At 64.9% G+C, this 18,296-nt stretch carries 17 protein-coding genes; 10 read left to right on the top strand and 7 right to left on the bottom strand.

Annotated features, from left to right (window positions below):
• Positions 1-157 precede the first annotated feature (157 nt).
• The 3 genes from EJ105_RS19620 to EJ105_RS19610 all read left to right on the top strand — a co-directional run bounded on the left by EJ105_RS19620 (position 158) and on the right by EJ105_RS19610 (position 2,930).
• Complete coding sequence (locus tag EJ105_RS19620) at positions 158-568, top strand: DUF930 domain-containing protein (protein WP_038193104.1); 411 nt, start codon at positions 158-160, stop codon at positions 566-568.
• 44 nt (positions 569-612) lie between these two features.
• Positions 613-894 (top strand): hypothetical protein, encoded by a 282-nt coding sequence (locus EJ105_RS19615; RefSeq protein WP_250167677.1) that lies wholly within the window; start codon positions 613-615, stop codon positions 892-894.
• 179 nt (positions 895-1,073) lie between these two features.
• Positions 1,074-2,930, top strand: coding sequence for an NACHT domain-containing protein (locus tag EJ105_RS19610; RefSeq protein ID WP_250167676.1), 1,857 nt, complete (start codon positions 1,074-1,076; stop codon positions 2,928-2,930).
• Here EJ105_RS19610 and uvrB read toward each other — a convergent pair whose 3' ends face one another.
• A complete protein-coding gene (gene uvrB / locus EJ105_RS19605) occupies positions 2,931-5,591 on the bottom strand; it encodes an excinuclease ABC subunit UvrB (protein WP_284145542.1) in 2,661 nt (886 codons plus the stop codon).
• A gap of 181 nt (positions 5,592-5,772) precedes the next feature.
• Between uvrB and EJ105_RS19600 the strand changes: the two genes are divergently transcribed.
• Together EJ105_RS19600 and EJ105_RS19595 are read left to right on the top strand one after the other, a co-directional pair.
• Positions 5,773-6,564, top strand: coding sequence for a hypothetical protein (locus EJ105_RS19600; RefSeq protein WP_250167675.1), 792 nt, complete (start codon positions 5,773-5,775; stop codon positions 6,562-6,564).
• A gap of 68 nt (positions 6,565-6,632) precedes the next feature.
• Positions 6,633-6,995, top strand: coding sequence for a DMT family protein (locus EJ105_RS19595; RefSeq protein WP_250167674.1), 363 nt, complete (start codon positions 6,633-6,635; stop codon positions 6,993-6,995).
• Between the two features lie 111 nt (positions 6,996-7,106).
• On the opposite strand, the gene EJ105_RS19590 is transcribed toward EJ105_RS19595, so the two are convergent.
• From EJ105_RS19590 to EJ105_RS19570, 5 genes are all read right to left on the bottom strand, one after another.
• Complete coding sequence (locus tag EJ105_RS19590; protein WP_250167673.1) at positions 7,107-7,889, bottom strand: hypothetical protein; 783 nt, start codon at positions 7,887-7,889, stop codon at positions 7,107-7,109.
• An 85-nt stretch (positions 7,890-7,974) separates the two neighbouring features.
• Positions 7,975-9,339 (bottom strand): 8-oxoguanine deaminase, encoded by a 1,365-nt coding sequence (locus tag EJ105_RS19585; protein WP_250167672.1) that lies wholly within the window; start codon positions 9,337-9,339, stop codon positions 7,975-7,977.
• 74 nt (positions 9,340-9,413) lie between these two features.
• On the bottom strand, positions 9,414-10,520 hold the full coding sequence (locus tag EJ105_RS19580; RefSeq protein WP_374254364.1) for a PQQ-dependent sugar dehydrogenase: 1,107 nt from the start codon (positions 10,518-10,520) through the stop codon (positions 9,414-9,416).
• A 115-nt stretch (positions 10,521-10,635) separates the two neighbouring features.
• The gene (locus EJ105_RS19575; RefSeq protein WP_250167670.1) at positions 10,636-11,049 is read right to left on the bottom strand and encodes a hypothetical protein; all 414 of its coding nucleotides are present in this window, start codon (positions 11,047-11,049) and stop codon (positions 10,636-10,638) included.
• A gap of 214 nt (positions 11,050-11,263) precedes the next feature.
• Positions 11,264-11,938, bottom strand: a complete 675-nt coding sequence (locus EJ105_RS19570; RefSeq protein WP_284145541.1) for a glutathione S-transferase family protein — start codon at positions 11,936-11,938, stop codon at positions 11,264-11,266.
• 264 nt (positions 11,939-12,202) lie between these two features.
• Here EJ105_RS19570 and EJ105_RS19565 point away from each other — a divergent pair, with 264 nt between their 5' ends.
• The 5 genes from EJ105_RS19565 to msrP all read left to right on the top strand — a co-directional run bounded on the left by EJ105_RS19565 (position 12,203) and on the right by msrP (position 16,598).
• The gene (locus tag EJ105_RS19565) at positions 12,203-13,405 is read left to right on the top strand and encodes a pyridoxal phosphate-dependent aminotransferase (RefSeq protein WP_250167668.1); all 1,203 of its coding nucleotides are present in this window, start codon (positions 12,203-12,205) and stop codon (positions 13,403-13,405) included.
• Positions 13,406-13,643: 238 nt separating this feature from the next.
• Positions 13,644-14,117 (top strand): DUF992 domain-containing protein, encoded by a 474-nt coding sequence (locus tag EJ105_RS19560; protein ID WP_029557114.1) that lies wholly within the window; start codon positions 13,644-13,646, stop codon positions 14,115-14,117.
• A gap of 233 nt (positions 14,118-14,350) precedes the next feature.
• The gene (locus EJ105_RS19555) at positions 14,351-14,881 is read left to right on the top strand and encodes a DUF992 domain-containing protein (protein ID WP_250167667.1); all 531 of its coding nucleotides are present in this window, start codon (positions 14,351-14,353) and stop codon (positions 14,879-14,881) included.
• Between the two features lie 114 nt (positions 14,882-14,995).
• Entirely contained in the window at positions 14,996-15,505 is a 510-nt protein-coding gene (locus tag EJ105_RS19550) for a DUF992 domain-containing protein (RefSeq protein ID WP_250167666.1), read from the top strand.
• Positions 15,506-15,620: 115 nt separating this feature from the next.
• Positions 15,621-16,598 carry a protein-methionine-sulfoxide reductase catalytic subunit MsrP gene (msrP, locus tag EJ105_RS19545; RefSeq protein WP_029557111.1) on the top strand — a complete coding sequence of 326 codons (978 nt, stop codon included), beginning with the start codon at positions 15,621-15,623 and terminating at the stop codon, positions 16,596-16,598.
• 177 nt (positions 16,599-16,775) lie between these two features.
• On the opposite strand, the gene EJ105_RS19540 is transcribed toward msrP, so the two are convergent.
• Positions 16,776-18,005, bottom strand: coding sequence for a type III PLP-dependent enzyme domain-containing protein (locus EJ105_RS19540; protein WP_250167703.1), 1,230 nt, complete (start codon positions 18,003-18,005; stop codon positions 16,776-16,778).
• Between the last annotated feature and the right edge of the window lie 291 nt (positions 18,006-18,296).

Below are 18,296 nucleotides of genomic sequence, written 5' to 3'. Positions count from 1 at the left end.
GCCCCCGACAGCCGAAGCTGTATCGTGAACACCATAACACGCAGGGGCTCCGGCGGGCGAGACCCCTCTTCCCTACCACGCCACCATCCCGTCCCATCCCTGCCACAGATTCGGCCTAGAGGCGGCACGCTTCCCTGTCTGCGGAGATGCTCCCCCCGTGATTCGCCCGCTCGTGCTGCCCCTCGTCCTCCTCACTGCCGCAACGGCCGCTCCGGCGCTCGCCGGTCCCGGCCGGCACGACGACATGATGCTCCATGTGGACCCCGGCACCCGCATCGAGCAGCGCTGCAACGCCCGCGCCATGGGCGAGATCGGGCGCGAGCACAAGGACATGCGGCCGGAAGAGGTGGTGGCCTATGCCTTCGCCGATCCCAAGCTCGGCGACTTCCGGCACGGCGATGCCGCCATCTCCGCCCCCGGCGCGGCCATCCGCAGCCGGCAGCACTGGTATCACCTCTCCTATCGCTGCAAGACCAGCCCGGACGGCATGGATGTGGTAGCCTTCAGCTACACCTTGGGCGCCGAGGTGCCGCGGCACGATTGGGACGCCCACAGCCTCGTGCCCTGACCCGCCGCAACCCGATCCCAAGCCGCCCGATCCGAGAACATGCGATGACCGCCGATCCAGAGACCGAGACCGAGGCTCCCGCCGCACCGCCCGCCCGCAGGCGCCGCATCCGCAAGGCGGCCGTGGGGGCCGGGGCAGTTGGTGCGGGCACCGTGGGTGCGGGATCTCTGGGCGCAGGCTCCATCGGCGCCATCGCCATCGGCGCGCTGGCCTTCGGAGCGCTCGCCGTGGGCGCCGTGGCCATCGGCCGCCTCGCCATCGGCCGCGCGCGCATCCGCCGGCTGGAGATCGACGAACTGGTCATCGGGCGGATCAGCCGGCGATAGGGGCACGCAAACCAAACTTCTCAAATAGCCACTCTAAGCCGCAAGGCTAAGCTTGTGTCTGGCATCCACTCCATTTGCTGGTCGCGCTAGTCTTGATCGGCTTGTGAATGCATCGACGATCATGAGTTGCGCCACCTATCGCACCGCCCTAGCTTATCGCGGGTGGGAGAAAAAAAGCCATGACCGACATTGATACCAGCCGCATCGCCGCAGAAGTTGTAACCACCCTCATAAAACAAGGCGCGGCAGCCGCGGCAAAAGGCGCCTCGGAAAAAATGAAGTCGGCATGGCTTAAAATAACATCTGATTTTGAGCCATACCTCGAACGGACATTAAATAGGAACAAGTATGTAAGGATCATTTGTCAGAAAGATCAAGACATCGATCTTTACTCGATTTATGTTCCATCAAAATTTAGATGCAATGATAAAATATTATACGATTCTGAGGTATTATCTCATATCATGGAATCTGGAAACGCAATCATTGTTGGAAATGGAGGCGCTGGAAAAACATTTTTTATGAGACATCTTTGGCTTAGCTTATTTAAGCGCAGCGATTTTAAGACTCCAATTTTCTTAGAACTTAGGGCATTGAGTGATTTATCTAAAATTGATCTAAAGAATTATATTAGACTCGCGATATCGTCTAGCGAATATCTTCCTGAGGATGTATTTGACTATTTTTGCAATAGAGGATCATTTGTTTTTATACTTGATGGATTTGACGAACTTCAAGATAATGCGCGAGAATATGTGCAAAATCAGATACTGGAGCTTTCTAGTCTGTATAGAAATTGTCGATTTGTCGTATCGAGCCGATATGATAGACGATTTTCTGGATGGCAAGGCTTCAGTATATTTCAGTCAGAACCATTCGACCTTCTCCAATCGATTGAACTTGTGAAGAAAGTGCCGTTTGATGAAAATTCAAAGGCTTTATTCATAAAAAAACTCGACACAAATCTCTACAACAGTCACTCTAGCTTCATCTCAAGCCCACTTCTATGCATAATGATGATGATGACGTTTAAAGATAATATGACTATTCCGAGCAACATGTCGATATTTTACGACAACGCGTTCACAACTCTATTTCAATGGCACGACGCCACCAAGGCATTTCATAGAAAGAGATGCCTGAACATCGATGAGTTTAGGAGATCATTTTCTATATTTTGCCTTTTATCTTACTACGAGGGAAAGATTGAATTTTCAGAAAGCGAGATCATTGAGTATATAATTAAAACAAACAAAGTTCTGTCATTCAAATTTGATCCCTATGATATTAAAAGGGAATACGTTGAAAGCGTTAATCTATTGAGGCAAGATGGATTGATTTACGTATTTATTCATAGATCATTTCAAGAGTACTTTGCCGCACTAGCACTGACATCGACTCTTTCTGACAAATTTAATTCATTTATAAGCAGAATTAAAAGACACTCTGACGACAACGTCATTCAATTGGCTTTTGAATTAAACAAAAATATAGTCATAAAAGAATATATACGCCCAGAGTACAACAATTTTTTATCCGATTCAGTAATTTACGGCAATGAAAACGGATTAAGCATACTTTCAAAATTCAATATAACGTACGAGTACCGCAGCTTTGGAGATGGATTTGGCATATTCTCTTTATATATGTCAGATTTTTTATTTTTTTGTCGCCATATTTCGCGGATAAAAGACAATTTGAACTCAATTTCACGACCGATATCTTTCAATTTTAACAGGTTTTCTGTAGAAAGCTCTTTCGAAAAATTCGTAAAAAGGTCTAAAATAGCGGGAGACGAAATTGTAGCCAGAATTACTTTTTTGCCCAACAAAGTAGAGGTGGCCATTAAGGAGCCAGAACAATTCAAGCCCACTTTAAAATCCATTGAACGCCTGGAGCGTGAACTTTATAGTTCATTTTTACCAGATGAAGAAAGGATGAGATCTGAAATTTCCGCGATAAACGATTGGTGTAAAGAGCTATTCGAAAAGGACGAGCAGCGCGGTAAATCTATCGATGAAATTCTAGGACTGTAGCTACCCTTTCCGCCTGCCACCCTTGCGATAGCCCTTGGTGCCGGGATCGGGCCGTGGGCCGGGGCGGAAGGTGTCTTCGGCCAGCGGCACCACCCGGTCGGAGCCGGGGCCCATGTCGTCAAGGGACGGCTTGTGGGCGCGCGTGGATAGAGGCGCGGCCAGCGGCGTCTCGGCCGGGGTGCGGGCAGCCTTCGGCGTGGCCGCGCCCGGCGGGGTGTAGGGCGCCTGCGCCTCCCCCATGCCGTCCTCGGCGGCTGTGCCGCGGCCCTTGGCCGAAGGCTTGCCCCGGCCGCGCGGCAAGAGGCGCCCGGCCTCCTCCTTCGGTGGCAGGTTGGCCGCCTTGCCGTATTTGCGCGCGCCCTTGTAGCCGCCGGTGCGGTCGTCCACCGCCTCCTGCCGCGCCAAAGGATCGTCGGAGACGGCGAGTTCCGTGGCCTCCAGCCGGCGGATCTCGTCGCGCAGGCGAGCGGCGGTCTCGAAATCGAGATCGGCGGCGGCGGCGCGCATGCGCTTCTCCAGATCCGCCATCACCGCCTTGAGATTGTGCCCGAAGGCCGCCCCCTCCTCCGCGAGGCCCGCATCCACCTGCACGTGATCGCGCTCGTAGACGGAATTGAGGATGTCGCCGATGGCCTTCTTCACGCTCTCGGGCGTGATGCCGTGCTCGGTGTTGTAGGCCACCTGCTTCTCGCGGCGACGGGAGGTCTCCGCCATGGCCCGCTCCATGGAACCGGTGATGTGGTCGGCATAGAGCACCACCCGCCCGTCCACGTTGCGCGCAGCGCGGCCGATGGTCTGCACCAGCGAGGTTTCGGACCTAAGGAACCCTTCCTTGTCCGCATCGAGGATGGCGACGAGCCCGCACTCGGGAATGTCGAGGCCCTCGCGCAGCAGGTTGATGCCGATGAGCACGTCGAACGCCCCGAGGCGCAGATCGCGGATGATCTCGATGCGCTCGATGGTGTCGATGTCCGAATGCATATAGCGCACGCGGATGCCGTTCTCGTGCAGATATTCGGTGAGGTCCTCGGCCATGCGCTTGGTGAGCACGGTGACCAGCGTCCGGTAGCCCTTGGCGGCCACCGCCCGCACCTCGCCGAGGAGGTCGTCCACCTGCGTGCGCGCCGGGCGCACCTCCACCGGCGGATCGATGAGACCGGTGGGGCGGATGACCTGCTCCACGAACACGCCGCCGGTCTGGTTCATCTCCCACGAGCCGGGGGTGGCGGAGACGTGGACGGTCTGCGGCCGCATGGCCTCCCACTCCTCGAAGCGCAGCGGGCGGTTGTCCATGCAGCTCGGCAGGCGGAAACCGTATTCCGCCAGCGTCGCCTTGCGGCGGAAGTCGCCGCGATACATGGCGCCGATCTGCGGCACGGTCACATGGCTCTCGTCGATGAAGACGAGGGCGTTGTCGGGCACGTATTCGAACAGGGTGGGCGGCGGCTCGCCGGGCTTGCGGCCGGTGAGCCAGCGCGAATAGTTCTCGATGCCGGCGCAGGAGCCGGTGGCCTCCATCATCTCCAGATCATAGCGGGTGCGCTGCTCCAGCCGCTGGGCCTCCAGCAGGCGGCCCATCTTGTACAGCTCGTCGAGCCGCATCTTCAGCTCGGCCTTGATGCCGGAGATGGCCTGGATCAGCGTCGGGCGCGGGGTGACATAATGCGAGGCGGCGTAGACGCGCACGCTCTTCATGTCGCCGCTCTTCTGGCCGGTGAGCGGATCGAACTCGGCGATGCTCTCCACCTCGTCGCCGAACAGGCTCACGCGCCATGCGCGGTCCTCATAGTGGGCGGGGAAGATCTCCACGCTGTCGCCGCGCACCCGGAAGGTGCCGCGGGCGAAATCCGACTGGATGCGCTTGTATTGCAGGGCCACGAGATCGGCGATCAGGCCGCGCTGGTCGATGCGCTCGCCCACCTTGATGTCGAAGGTCATGGCCGAATAGGTCTCGACCGAGCCGATGCCGTAGATGCACGACACCGAGGCGACGATGATCACGTCGTCCCGCTCCAGCAGCGCGCGGGTCGCCGCATGGCGCATGCGGTCGATCTGCTCGTTGATGGAGGATTCCTTCTCGATGTACGTATCGGTCCGGGGCACGTAGGCCTCGGGCTGGTAGTAATCGTAGTAGGAGACGAAATATTCCACCGCATTATCGGGGAAAAAGCTCTTGAACTCGCCATAGAGCTGGGCGGCGAGCGTCTTGTTGGGCGCCAGCACGATGGCCGGGCGCTGCAACTGTTCGATCACCTTGGCCATGGTGAAGGTCTTGCCCGAGCCGGTGACGCCGAGCAGCACCTGATCGCGGTCCCCCGCCTCGGCCTGCGCGCACAGCTCCTTGATGGCCTGCGGCTGGTCGCCGGCGGGCTGGAAGTCGCTCTTCATGGTGAAGGGGACGCCGCCTTCCGACTTCTCCGGCCGCGGCGGACGGTGCGGCACCCAGGTCTGGCCGTTCACCTCCGGCCGCCCGGTCTCGATCAGCCGCGACAGCGCCTGCACCGTGGCCGAAGCCCCGGCCGATTCGAAGTCGAGCGAAAGCGCCCCCGGCTCCAGCCCGAGGGATTTCGCAACGGCGGGATCAAGCGCCTGCTGGGGCGCCGGCTCGAAATGACGCTGGGAGCGCTCACCGAGCTTTCCGGGACGGGATGCTTTGGCCATGGGGGGAATATGGGGGCGATCACCGACTATGAAAAGGCGGTACCGACAGCCGAAGTGCCGGCTCCGCAGCACTGGACTCCTGATGCAAGAAAGACACGCTGTGATAGAATGATTAACAAATTACTACTTTTAATTGCAGACGCCACCCACCCCACCATCATGGGTGGAGGGGGAGGCAATCATGCAGATGAAATTCGGGCGTCGGGGCACCACAATTCTGATGTTCGTCACGGGCTTCGCCCTGACGGGATGCGAATCACTGCCAGCCGGGATGCGGGCACCCATGCGCCCTACAACCCTCGTCGACTACAACCTGCGACTGTCCTACGTGGACCAGCAGAATGGGCGTACCGTCACTGCGCTACCTGCCGCGTCGGCCGCCAGTGAAACTGCCACGCCGCAGCCGTCGGCCTTTTCCGGCCGTTACGTGCCGCTGATCGATTGGGATATCCTTGACTTCGCCCAGCGCAGCACAGCCAACCGTGATTTCGTTCAGGACGCGCTGATGCAGCGGTCGGACGTGCTGTGCGAAGCTTTTATCGACGATCTCTATGTCCGCGTATCGCACCGCAAGCTCTTCCTCGGCGAAATCGCGATGGTCGCCTCCACCGTTGGCGCATTTGCTGGCGGACAAGCGGCGCAGGCGCTCAATCTCGTCTCCGCTCTGGCCCAAGGCACCGACACGCTCAGCGACAGCACGTTGATGCAGAACCAATTGGTTTCGCTGATCGCCAACCAGATTCAGGCCAATCGCACCCGCATTCGCGACCAGATCATCGCCAATCGCAAAACCGCGACACTGGCGGACTATTCGGTCGCCCTCGCGCTACGTGATGCACAGTCATACCATCAGGCCTGCTCTTTCATGTCCGGCGTGACCAGCCTCGCCGTAACCTCCAACAAGCCTGACGCGCAGGCCGCCAACGCTGCCTCGGTGACGCCGCAGGCCAAGGCGGCTGAAAAGCTAAAATAGGCGAGGCCCACCGCCGCGCATTCCGTGCTAGACGGCGGATCGGTTCAGATCCGCCGGAACACTGCCTTATGCCCCCCCTGACGAACCTTCTGCCCCCCCAAATCCTGCCCATCGTCATGCTCGTGGCCTCGAACGTCTTCATGACGTTCGCCTGGTACGGGCACCTCAAGCACAAGTCGGCGCCGCTCGTTCTCGCCATCATCGCGAGCTGGGGCATCGCCTTTTTTGAATATTGCCTCGCCGTGCCGGCCAACCGCTTCGGTTCGGAGGTCTATTCCACGGCCCAGCTCAAGACGATGCAGGAGGTCATCACCCTCATCGTCTTTGCCGGCTTCTCGGTGCTTTACCTAAAGGAACCGCTGGGCTGGAACCACCTGCTCGGCTTTGCCTTCATCTCGGCCGGCGCCTTCTTCATCTTCCACAAGTTCTGAGCGCGGCGGCGCGGCATCGGCGCCGCGCGTTCAGCCCGCGCGGCGCCTGAGCGAAGACAACGTCAAAGCCAGCCCGCGCGGCGCCTGAGCGAAGGCAAAGCCGAGAACCGCTCAGGCCAGCGCGCGGCGCACCAGGGCCTCGACGGCGTTCATGGGCTGCTTCAGCCAGCCGTATTCGGCCGGGATCACCGCCTCGGCCAGCTGGTCGGCGAAGCGCTCCACATGGCGGCGCGGGTCGGCGCGGAACTGGGGCTGGGCCATGAAGAACTGCACCGAGACCGTGGAGCACGGGTGCTTGGAGGCGGCCGAGAGATAGAGCGGCACCTTCTTGGGCGGCCACCAGAATTTTCCGAAGCGCCGGTCCGCGTGATAGTGCTCGAACAGGCGCGGATAGCCGTGGTGGTTCAGCGCGCGGCCGGTGACGGCATAATTGTTGGTGTAGATCACCCGCTTCAGCGGCCGCAGCTCGATCAGCGGGACGGTCTGGGATTCCTCGTAGGTGGTCAGCTGCGGGCCGACCAGGATCGAGCCCCACCAGATGCCGTTGAGCGGGCGCGGGCAGGCCTTGTCCAGCTCCTCGAACAGGCCGGGGGAGAGCCAGTCGTCGTCGTCCACGAAGGCGATGAGATCATCGCTCGCGCGCTTCGTCTCGCGCAGCACCTCGTGGGAGATCACCTCGGCGCCCCGCACGGCGGCGAAGCTCGCGCGGGAGAGCTTGGCGATCTCGTCGCGGAAGCTGCGGTAATCCACCTTCAGGTTGCCATCCCACAGCGCCATGAAATCCACGAGCAAATTCTCGTCGATGTGGTGGCGGCGCAGGAAGCGGCGGGTGTCGTCGTCGGTCAGGGCGAGCCAGTCGGGACTGTAGCGCACCGCGACGATGCGTTTGCCCATCGTCAACTCCGGACGGTCGTCTTCAAAAAGGCAGCGCCGTTTCCGGCACCGGGAGGGCGGGCCGCCAGCCGCCGCGGTCGTCTTATCAAGCTGAAGCCAAGCGCGCCAGTTCGGCGGCCATGGCGTTGTGCCGCGCCACCGTGGCGGCAAGGTCGATGGTGAGGAGGCGACCGTCGCGCACCACCACCCGCCCGTTGATGACGCTGAGGGAGACATCCTGCGACTGGCAGAAGATGAGCGCCGCCACCGAATCGTGCAGCGCCCCTGCGTAAGCGAGGCGCGACATGTCGAAGGCGATGAAATCCGCCGCCATGCCCGGGGCCAGCGCGCCGATGTCGTCACGCCCGAGCACCCGGGCGCCGCCCAGCGTCGCCATCTCCAGCGCCGTGCGCGCGCTCATGGCGTCGGGACCATGGGCGACGCGCTGCAGCAGCATGGCCTGCCGGGCCTCCCCCAGAATGTGGCCGCTGTCGTTGGAGGCGGAGCCGTCCACCCCGAGCCCCACCCGGATGCCCTCGGCGAGGAAGCGCTTCACCGGCGCGATGCCCGAGGCGAGGCGCATGTTGGAGCACGGGCAATGGGCGATGCCCGTGCCGGTCTTTGCGAACAAGGCGATGCCGTCGTCGTCCAGCTTCACGCAGTGGGCGTGCCAGACATCCGGCCCCACCCAGCCCAGCGAGCGCACATATTCGGTCGGCCCCATGCCGAAGGTCTTCTCGGAGAAGGCGACGTCGCTGTCGTTCTCGGCAAGGTGGGTGTGGAGCGTCAGGTTGTTGTCGCGGCCGAGCTTCAGCGTCTCCAGCATGAAGTCACGGCTCACCGTGAAGGGCGAGCAGGGCGCGAGCACGATGCGCAGCATGGAGTAGCGGGCGGGGTCGTGATAGGCGCCGATCAGCCGCTCGGTGTCCTTCATCACGAAGCCCTCGTCCTCCACCACCCGGTCGGGCGGCAGGCCGCCCTTGCTCTCGCCGATGGTCATGGCGCCCCGCGCCGCATGGAAGCGCATGCCGATGCGCCGCGCCGCGCGGATGGAATCGTCGAGCCGCGCACCGTTGGGGTAGATGTAGAGATGGTCCGAGGAGGTGGTGCAGCCGGAGAGGATCAGCTCCGCCATGGCGGTTTCCGTCGCCGCCTCCACCATCTCGCCGGTGAGACCCGCCCACAGCGGATAGAGTGACTTCAGCCAGGTGAAAAGTTCGCCATCCTGCGCCGCGGGCACCGCCCGGGTCAGGCTCTGCACCATGTGATGGTGGGTGTTCACCATGCCCGGCATCACCACATGGCCCGAGAGGTCGATCACCTCGTCGGCGCTCGCCGGCAGGTCCTGCGGCCGGCCCACGGCGACGATGCGGCCGTCTTCCACATAGAGCCCGCCGCCCGCGATCTCCCGCCGTTCGCCGTCCATGGTCACGAGCACGAGGGCGTTGCGGGCGAGCAGGGTCGAGGCCATGGGAACTCCGGGTCGGACGCCGCGCGTCTGCGGCTGTCCGATCTTAGGGAGCTTCAGGGGAGGAGGGAATCCGGTCAGCGCCCGGCCGGCACGACGCGCAGGATCTCGCCCGTGCTCTCCGCCGCGAGCCAGAGCGCGCCATCCGGCCCCATGCGCACGTCGCGGATGCGCTTGCCCAGCGGCAGGCGCTCCTCGCCGATGACGGCGCCGTCGCGCACCTTCACCATCACCAGCGCCTGACCCGCCAGCGCGCCGACGAAGAGCTGGCCGCGCCAGCCCGGCAGCGCATCGCCGGTGTAGAAGGCGGCGCCGGACGGGGCGATGGAGGGGTCCCAGTAGAACAGGGGCTGCTCCATGCCCTCCTTGGCGGTGCCGACGCCGATCTGGGCACCGGAATAGTGCCGGCCATAGCCGATCACCGGCCAGCCGTAATTCTCGCCCGCCTCCGGCCGGTTCACCTCGTCGCCACCGCGCGGGCCATGTTCGACGGTCCACAGCGCGCCGGTGCCCGGCTCGATGGCCGCGGCCTGCACATTGCGGTGGCCATAGCTCCAGATCTCAGGCCGGGCGCCGACCCTTTCGACGAAGGGATTATCGGCCGGAATTGAGCCGTCGGGCGCGATGCGGACGACCTTGCCCAGGGTCGTGGAGAGGTCCTGCGCCTTGTCCATGTAGTTGAACCGCTCACCGAGGGTGACGAACAGCATGCCATCCGGCGCGAACACGAGGCGGGAGCCGAAATGGTTGCCGCCGGAGACCGCCGGCTGCTGGCGGAAGATCACGTCCAGGTCGGTCAGGCGTGTGAGGTCTTCGGAGAGCCTGCCGCGGGCGACGGCGGTGGCGGCGCCTTCCGGGCGCGGCTCGGCATAGCTGAGATAGATCAGGCGGTTCTGCGCGAATTTGGGGTCCAGCACCACATCCAGCAGGCCGCCCTGCCCGCGCGCGGCTACCTGCGGCACGCCGGAGACGGGGGCGCCCACCTTGCCCGTCGCATCGATGGGGCGCAGCCGGCCGTCGCGCTCGGTGACAAGGAGGCGGCCATCGGGGAGGAAGGCGATGCTCCAGGGCGTGTCGAGGCCGCTGGCGAAGGGCACGACGCGCACCTGCGCGCCGCCGAGCCGGGCCTCCACGGGCTGAGCGAACGCGTATGTCGCCGCCGCAAGGAGAATGAGGAGAAGGATGGAGCCGAGCGCCGCACCGCCTGTGCCGCGCCGCCGCTTCGTGCGCGGCCCGGCCGCACGCTGCGCCTCGGGCAGCGCGTCGTTCAGCGGCGAAGGCGTATGCCGCGCGGCCGGATCAACGCGACCGCGCACGCGCGCGGGTTTCGATGCGGCGGGTTTCGATGCGGCGGGTTTCGATGCGGGACGTCGCAAAACGCCGCGCCGCCAGGGCCGACAGGAGAACCGCGCCGCCGACCACGCCGAGCGACAGGAGGAAACCGGAGGATTCCTTGACGCCACCGGCGATCAGATCCCCCGCCATGGCCGCATGACCGCCGAGCACCAGCGCCACGGCGCCGATGGCGACCATGAGGGCAAAGGTGAGAACCGCCTGGGCCAGCGCATCGCCTTCCTTGTGGGCGCGCACGGCACGGGCCAGCAGCTCGGGATCCGCCGGCGACTGGCGCACGGCGCGGCGGGTGAGGGAAAAGTGCCCTGCTTCCATGTAACCGCCGACGTCACAACGTCCGGACATGATGGTCTCGCTCATTGGGGCAGCCTCCTCATCCCCTGTTCCGCGCGCAGTCTGGCAACGTGAAAAGGGGCGAATCAGTTCCGCCGACACAAGGCAGGGTGGAAAAGAATCGTGGCGCGACGGCGGCTTAGCCTTCACGGATGATGGCAAGATGATGTCGATCGCTCACGGACGCGCGAGCCGTCCCCGCTGTTTTGGCGCGCCATTGCGTCGCTCAGGATTGCGTCGCTCAGGCGAGCGCCGGGTCGGCCGCCGCGTTCCCGGGCCGCCAGCTCATGTCCACATGCCCCGGCTCCGCCGCCACGCGGGCGAGCCAGTCGCGCACGGCGGGGAAAGCGGCGAGGGAAAAGTCCCCCTCCTCCGCCACATGGGTGTGGGCGAACAAAGCGATGTCGGCGATGGTGAGCGCATCGCCGACGAAATAGCGGCGGGCGGACAGGTGCCGCTCCATCACCTTGAGCGCCGCGTAGCCCTCCTCCATCCAGCGATCCACGTCGTGGGCGCGCAATTCGCGTCCGCCCCGCACCTGCCGCAGCCAGAAGCGGGCGGTGGCGATGCCGGGCTCATGGCTGTTCTGCTCGAAGAACATCCAGCGCAGCACCTCGGCACGGGCAAAGGGATCGTCCGGCAGAAGCGGCGTGCCCTCGGCGAGATAGAAGAGGATGGCATTGGACTCGGCGAGAAAGCGCCCGTCCACATCGAGGAGCGGCACCCGCCCCTCCAGGTTCATGGCGAGGAATTCCGGCGTGCGATGCTCGCCGGCGAAGATGTCCACCTCCACGAGGCGGAACGGCCGGCCGAGCTTCGCCAGCATCAGGCGCGCCTTGTAGGAATTGCCCGACGACTGCGTGGAATAGAGCGTCAGCACCTCAACCGTCCTCCCCGCCCCCCGAACGCCCAGCATGTGGCGGCAGGCCGGGGAGGCCGCAAGCCCCGGATCAAAGCCCGCGCGGCGCCTGAGCGTAGGTAGCGCAGAGGGCCGGTCCACGCCGCGCCCCGATCCATCAATCCGGCGTGGCGCGACATTCACGATCCTTGCTTGTTCGCGGCAAAGCTCTGAACTAGTGTCCGCCCCGCCGGCATCCGGCCGGCCCTCGACCTGTCATCGTTGCGCCCGTGCCGCGGCATCCGCTCCGCCCACGATCGCGCGTCCCGGAGCCCAAAGGCCATGAGCCTCCTTTCGTCCGCCCTCAAGCGCATCAAGCCCTCCCCCACCATCGCCATCTCCAACAAGGCGCGGGAGCTGAAAGCGTCGGGGCGGGACATCATCGCGCTCTCGGCCGGCGAGCCGGACTTCGACACCCCCGAGAACATCAAGGAAGCCGCCATCGCGGCCATCCGTCGCGGCGAGACCAAGTACACCGCCGTGGACGGCATTCCCGAGCTGAAGGCCGCCATCTGCCGCAAGTTCAAGCGCGAGAACGGGCTCGACTACAAGCCCTCGCAGGTGACTGTCGGCACCGGCGGCAAGCAGGTGCTGTTCAACGCGCTGGTCGCCACGGTCGACGCCGGCGACGAGGTCATCATCCCGGCGCCCTTCTGGGTGAGCTACCCGGACATCGTGGAATTCTGCGGCGGCACCCCGGTGCCGGCGATGACCACGCTGGAAGACAATTTCAAGCTGCGTCCCGAGGTGCTGGAAGCCGCCATCACGCCGAAGACCAAGTGGCTGATCTTCAACTCGCCCTCGAACCCCTCGGGCGCCGCCTACAGCTTCGACGAGCTGAAGGCGCTCACCGACGTGCTGGTGAAGCATCCCCACGTGTGGATCCTCACCGACGACATGTACGAGCACCTCGTCTATGACGACTTCAAGTTCGTCACCCCGGCGCAGGTGGAGCCCGCGCTCTACGACCGCACGCTGACCATGAACGGCGTCTCCAAGGCCTATTGCATGACCGGCTGGCGCATCGGCTATGCCGCCGGCCCGGAGGCGCTCATCAAGGCCATCGGGACGCTGCAGTCCCAGTCCACCTCCAACCCCTCCTCCATCGCCCAGTGGGCGGCGCTCGAGGCGCTGGACGGGCCGCAGGACTTCATCGCCGAGAACAACAAGGTGTTCAAGGAGCGCCGCGACCTCGTGGTCTCCATGCTGAACCAGACCAAGGGCCTCACCTGCCCGAAGCCGGAAGGCGCCTTCTACGTGTTCCCATCCTGCGCCGGCACCATCGGCAAGACCACGCCCACGGGCGTGAAGATCACCAATGACGAGGTGTTCGCCACCGAGCTGCTCAATGCAGAAGGCGTCGCGGTGGTGCACGGTTCGGCCTTCGGCCTCGGCCCGGCCTTCCGCATCTCCTACGCCACGGCCACCACGGACCTCGAGGAAGCCTGCCGCCGCATCCAGCGCTTCTGCGGCTCCCTGGCCTGACCCTACGGGAGCGAGCGGCACCCGTCGCTCGCTCTTGACCCGGCCGCCGAGCCGGCCCCGCGTCCGCCCGGCCTCCCGTGAAATTTACCTTCCGGGAGGGTGGGAATTGCAACAGCGACGGGAAAACGGAACCCTGCGCCAACTGGAGCGTTGGCGCCGCGGTGAAGTCTGGGCTAAGGCTGCGCGGTCGTCGGGCGCCGGATTCGACCCGCCCGCTTCCCACAGGAGGAACGACATCATGAAGACTGTTCTCAAGGCCGGCCTCGCTGCTGCCGCCGTGCTCGTCGCCGGCGCGCTTCCCGCTTCGGCCCAGTCCCGCGTCCAGGTGGGCACGCTGACCTGCAACATGGCGCCCAACGTGGCGTTCGTGATCGGCTCGGTCCGCGAGATGAGCTGCGCGTTCCGCCCGGCCGTCCACGGCGCCAAGCGCGGCACCTATCAGGGCACCGTGCGCCGCTTCGGCCTCGACATCGGCGTGAACGGCCGCGGCACGCTGGTGTGGGGCGTGTTCGCCCCGTCCGCCAAGGTTCCCGCCGGCGCCCTGCGCGGCACCTACGTGGGTGCGGCCGGCTCCGCCTCCATCGGCGTGGGCCTCGGTGCCAACGTCCTCGTGGGCGGTTCCCAGAACACCTTCGCGCTGCAGCCGCTGTCGCTCGAAGGCCAGACCGGGCTCAACCTCGCCCTCGGCGTGTCGGACCTCACCCTGCGCTGATTCGCACCTGCCCGGCGGCAGGACGGCCCAAACGCCTCCTGCCGCAACGGCATCTGCCCCATCTGCAAGCCTGCCCCGCGCCCCCGGCCCAACCGGGGGCGCGAGCATTTTCAAGCCTCTGTCTCCGCCCGCTCCGCCGGATGATTCCGCGCGCGCCAAGCCACCCGGGGCGGCGATTGCACGGGACTCCCCGACGACGTACCTCTCGAGCGTCGCCATCTGGGGGATTGTCCATGCGCGCCACCATCGCCGCCGCCCTTCTTGCTGCCTCGACCGTCCTCGCCGCCGCAATTCCGGCTTCAGCCCAGCCCCTCCCGCCGGTGCAGCTGCCCCCGCCCCCGACGGGACCGCTGGTCCAGTCCGGCATGCTGGTGTGCAAGGTGGCGCCGTCCATCGGCTTCGTGCTCGGCTCCATGCGCGAGGCGGCCTGCGAATTCCGGGACAACGCGGCGCAGCCCTATGTGGTGCTGTCGCGCTACAAGGGCACCATCTCCCGCTTCGGCATCGATCTCGGCGTGCTCGCCGCCGACACCCTCGCCTGGGCGGTGTTCGCCCCCACCGCCCGGCCCAACCCGAGCGACATCGCCGGCAGCTATATCGGCGTCTCGGCGGATGCCGCCTGGACCATCGGCGCGGGCGCCAACGTGCTGCTTGGCGGCTCCAGCAACCAGATCGCCCTGCAGACCATTTCGGTGGAGGGCATGGTGGGCGCCGACGTCGCGGCCGGCATCGCCGACCTCACCCTGATTCTGTTGCCGAACTGAAGGTATTTCGCGACCCACCATAAAAGGGCCGCAGCCTTCGTGGCAGAGTGAGCTTTGCCTCAGCCGGACGACATGGTCCCGCCGAGGCGCCATCCCTGTGCGGAGGGGTTCGGCATGTCCAGGTTTGTGTCTCGTTCGGTGGCGGTCGCGCTTTGCGGCGCCGGCCTCGCCGCCATGCTGGCGCCGGCCTTCGGCGGCCCGGCGATGCCCCAGGTGGCGGCCGGCCTGCTGGAATGCCGCAGCGCCTTCGCCACCGGCTACGGCTTCGGCTCCTCGCGCTCCGTGAAATGCGAATACCGGCCCTCCATGGGGGTCAATCACTATTACAGCGGCACCATGGAGCGGATCGGGCTCGACTTCGGCGTTTCCGATCAGGCCAGCATGCTCTGGGCGGTGATCGCCACCTCGCCGGCCGTGGCGCCCGGCGCGCTGGCGGGGAAATATGTCGGCATCTCCACCGGCTTCTCCCTCGGCCCGGGCTTTTCCGCCAACATGCTGGCCTCCGACGACGCCACCAAGCAGGTGACGCTGCAACCCCTCAGCGTATCGTCCGACAGCGGCCTCAGCGTTTCCATCGCCGGCGCGACGCTGACCCTCGAGCAATCCGCCGCCGCTCCTCAGTGAGCCCACGGGAGAGGACTCACACCGGCGCGTAAGACACGCCCGTGTGAGACACGCCTGTGTGACTTGCCCCTTCGTCCCCCCGCCCCGATCTTGGCGCCGCGACGGAGGACACTGAATGCTCATCAGATCAAGGCGCGGCTGGGAACTTCCCGAATCGGCGGCAACGCCGGAGGACGTCTATCTCAACCGCCGCCAGGCCATGGGCGCGGGGGCCATGCTCCTCGCCGGCCTCGGCGCCGGGACGCTCTCCAGCCCTGCCGCAGCCCAGCGCGTCGGCGACATTCCCGACCCCTCGGCCAGCCTTTACCCCGCCCCCCGAAACCCGCGCTACACGCTGGAACGGCCGGTGACGCCTGAAGCGAAGTCGAGCCTCGTGAACAATTATTACGAGTTCAGCTACGGCAAGGTCGTCGGCCCCTCCATGACGCGCTTCCAGCGCCGTCCGTGGCTGGTGAAGATCGACGGGCTGGTGGAGAAGCCCCAGGAAATGGGCATCGACGATCTGTTCAAGAAGGTGAAGTTCGAGGAGCGCCTCTATCGCCACCGCTGCGTCGAGGCGTGGTCCATGGCGGTGCCGTGGACGGGCTTTCCCATGAAGGACCTCGTGGCCCTCGCGGCCCCCACCTCGGGCGCGAAATACATCAAGATGGAGACCTTCCTCGATCCCAAGGTGGCGCCCAACCAGCGGGACTTCCGCTATACGTGGCCCTACGTGGAAGGCCTGACGCTGGAAGAGGCGACCAACGAACTCGCCTTCCTCGTCACCGGTGTCTACGGCAAGCCCGCGCCCAACCAGTTCGGCGCGCCGCTCCGGCTGGTGCTGCCGTGGAAATACGGCTTCAAATCCATCAAGGGCATCGTCCGCTTCACCTTCACCGACAAGCAGCCGGTGAGCTTCTGGGAGCAGCTCCAGGGGTCCGAATACGGCTTCTGGGCCAATGTGAACCCCAAGGTGCCGCACCCGCGCTGGAGCCAGGCGAGCGAAGAGGACATCGCCACCGGCCAGCGCGTGCCGACCGAGCTATTCAACGGCTACGGCGCGTATGTGGCCGACCTCTACAAGGGCCGCGAGACCCAGAAGATCTGGTTCTAGGGCCGGGACCTCACCATCCCTTTCGACCGTCATCCCCCGGCTTGTCCGGGGGATCCACTCAGCGGCCGGGCGGCCTCTGGGAAACGAAACATCGCTTTGTCGGCACGGTGGATGCCCCGGACAAGCCGGGGCATGACGGCGCTCTTGTCGAGACGAAGCCCGCCTTCGGTCTTTCGCCTACCCCTCCACTCCGCCCCGCCGCTCGGGCTCGGCGAAGCCGTCCGGCGCCTCACCGGCGTCGAACGGCGTCGTCACTTCCACGAAGGTGTCGGGGTAGAAGCCGTTGAAGCGGGTGCGCAAAGAGAGGGAATAGGCGCCGATGTGGCCGATCTCGATCCAGTCGCCCGTGTCCACGCTCTCCGGCAGATAGAAGGGGCGGGAGAGCACGTCCACGCTGTCGCAGGTGGCGCCGTAGATGCGGAACGGCGCCATCACGTCCGCCCGCCCCGGCCGGCGGCGGCGGGCGGGATCGGGGATGTGACGCACGGGCAGCAAAATCTTGCCAGTCCACGAGTCGGACAAAGACGACCACACCCCGTCATTGATGTAGAGCCGCTGGCCCTTCTTCAGCAGCACCCGCACGATGACCGAGAAGGCGCGGGCGACGATGACGCGCCCCGGCTCCGCCACCAGCGGGATGCCGGAAAAGCCGTGCCGCTCCACCGCCCCCATCAGCCCGCCGACGATCTCGCCCAGCGGCGGCATGGGCGGCACCGGCCGGCGCGGGTCCACCGCATAGGTCGCCGGAAAGCCCCCGCCCACGTCGAGCACCGAGATGGGCACCTTCGCCGCGTCACGCACCTCGGCAGCGGTGGCGACGGCACGGGCGTAGGTGTCCACATCCTCCACCTGGCTGCCCACGTGGAAGCACAGGCCGCAGCGGATGCCGAGGCCATGGATGCGCTGGAGCAGCTCCGCCGCATGGCCCGGCGCCGCGCCGAACTTGCGCGACAGCTCATAGGCCGCCTCCCCCTTGGAGGCGATGCGCACGAACAAGGTGAGGTCTTCCGGATCGAGATCAAGCGCGCGGACGATGCGCAGGATCTTCGCCACCTCGTCCTCATGGTCGAGGGCGGTGGCGCGGATGCGGTAATGCTCCAGCGCGAGGCGGATGTCCGACTGCGCCTTCACCGGGTGCATGTAGAACAGCTCCGCCCCCGGCGCCGCGGCCCGCGCCGCCGCGAACTCGGCGGGAGAGGCGACATCGAAGGCGTTGATGCCCGATCGCGCCAGTACGTCGAGCACCATGGGCTCGCCATTGGTCTTCACCGCATAGGCGGTCTTGCCGGGAAAGGCCTTGAGGAAGGCCGCGGCGTCCGCCGTCAGCACCTCCGGGCGGAAGCAATAGACCGGCTGGTCCGGCCGCATCTCCAGCGCCGCCTCCCGCCCGGTGGAGAAGCGCGGCAGGCCCGAAGGCACAGGTCCGCTCCGGCCGGCGGTCACGAGGTGGGGCGTCGTTTGCGGCATTCGGGGCTCCTCCCGCGAGTCGGACCCAGGCAGCTTGCCGTTCTTTTCCGGCGAGAGCACGACAGGCGCCATCGAACCGCTCGTTCATTTTCTCTTAAGGTGTTGCCGCCGCGTCCTTGACCGCGGCCGAACCCGGCCGCATCGTCCCGCCGAGGTACGCCCGGAGGGGCGGAAGGCCGAAGTGGAGACGACCATGGGTGAGCGGGCGCTGGGCGCGAAGGCCGTTGGCGA

Origin of the sequence: Xanthobacter aminoxidans (genome assembly GCF_023571765.1) — a bacterium.
Taxonomy (GTDB): domain Bacteria; phylum Pseudomonadota; class Alphaproteobacteria; order Rhizobiales; family Xanthobacteraceae; genus Xanthobacter; species Xanthobacter aminoxidans.
Note: the sequence above shows the minus strand (reverse complement) of the source record. Positions and strands in the feature narration are given on the sequence as shown.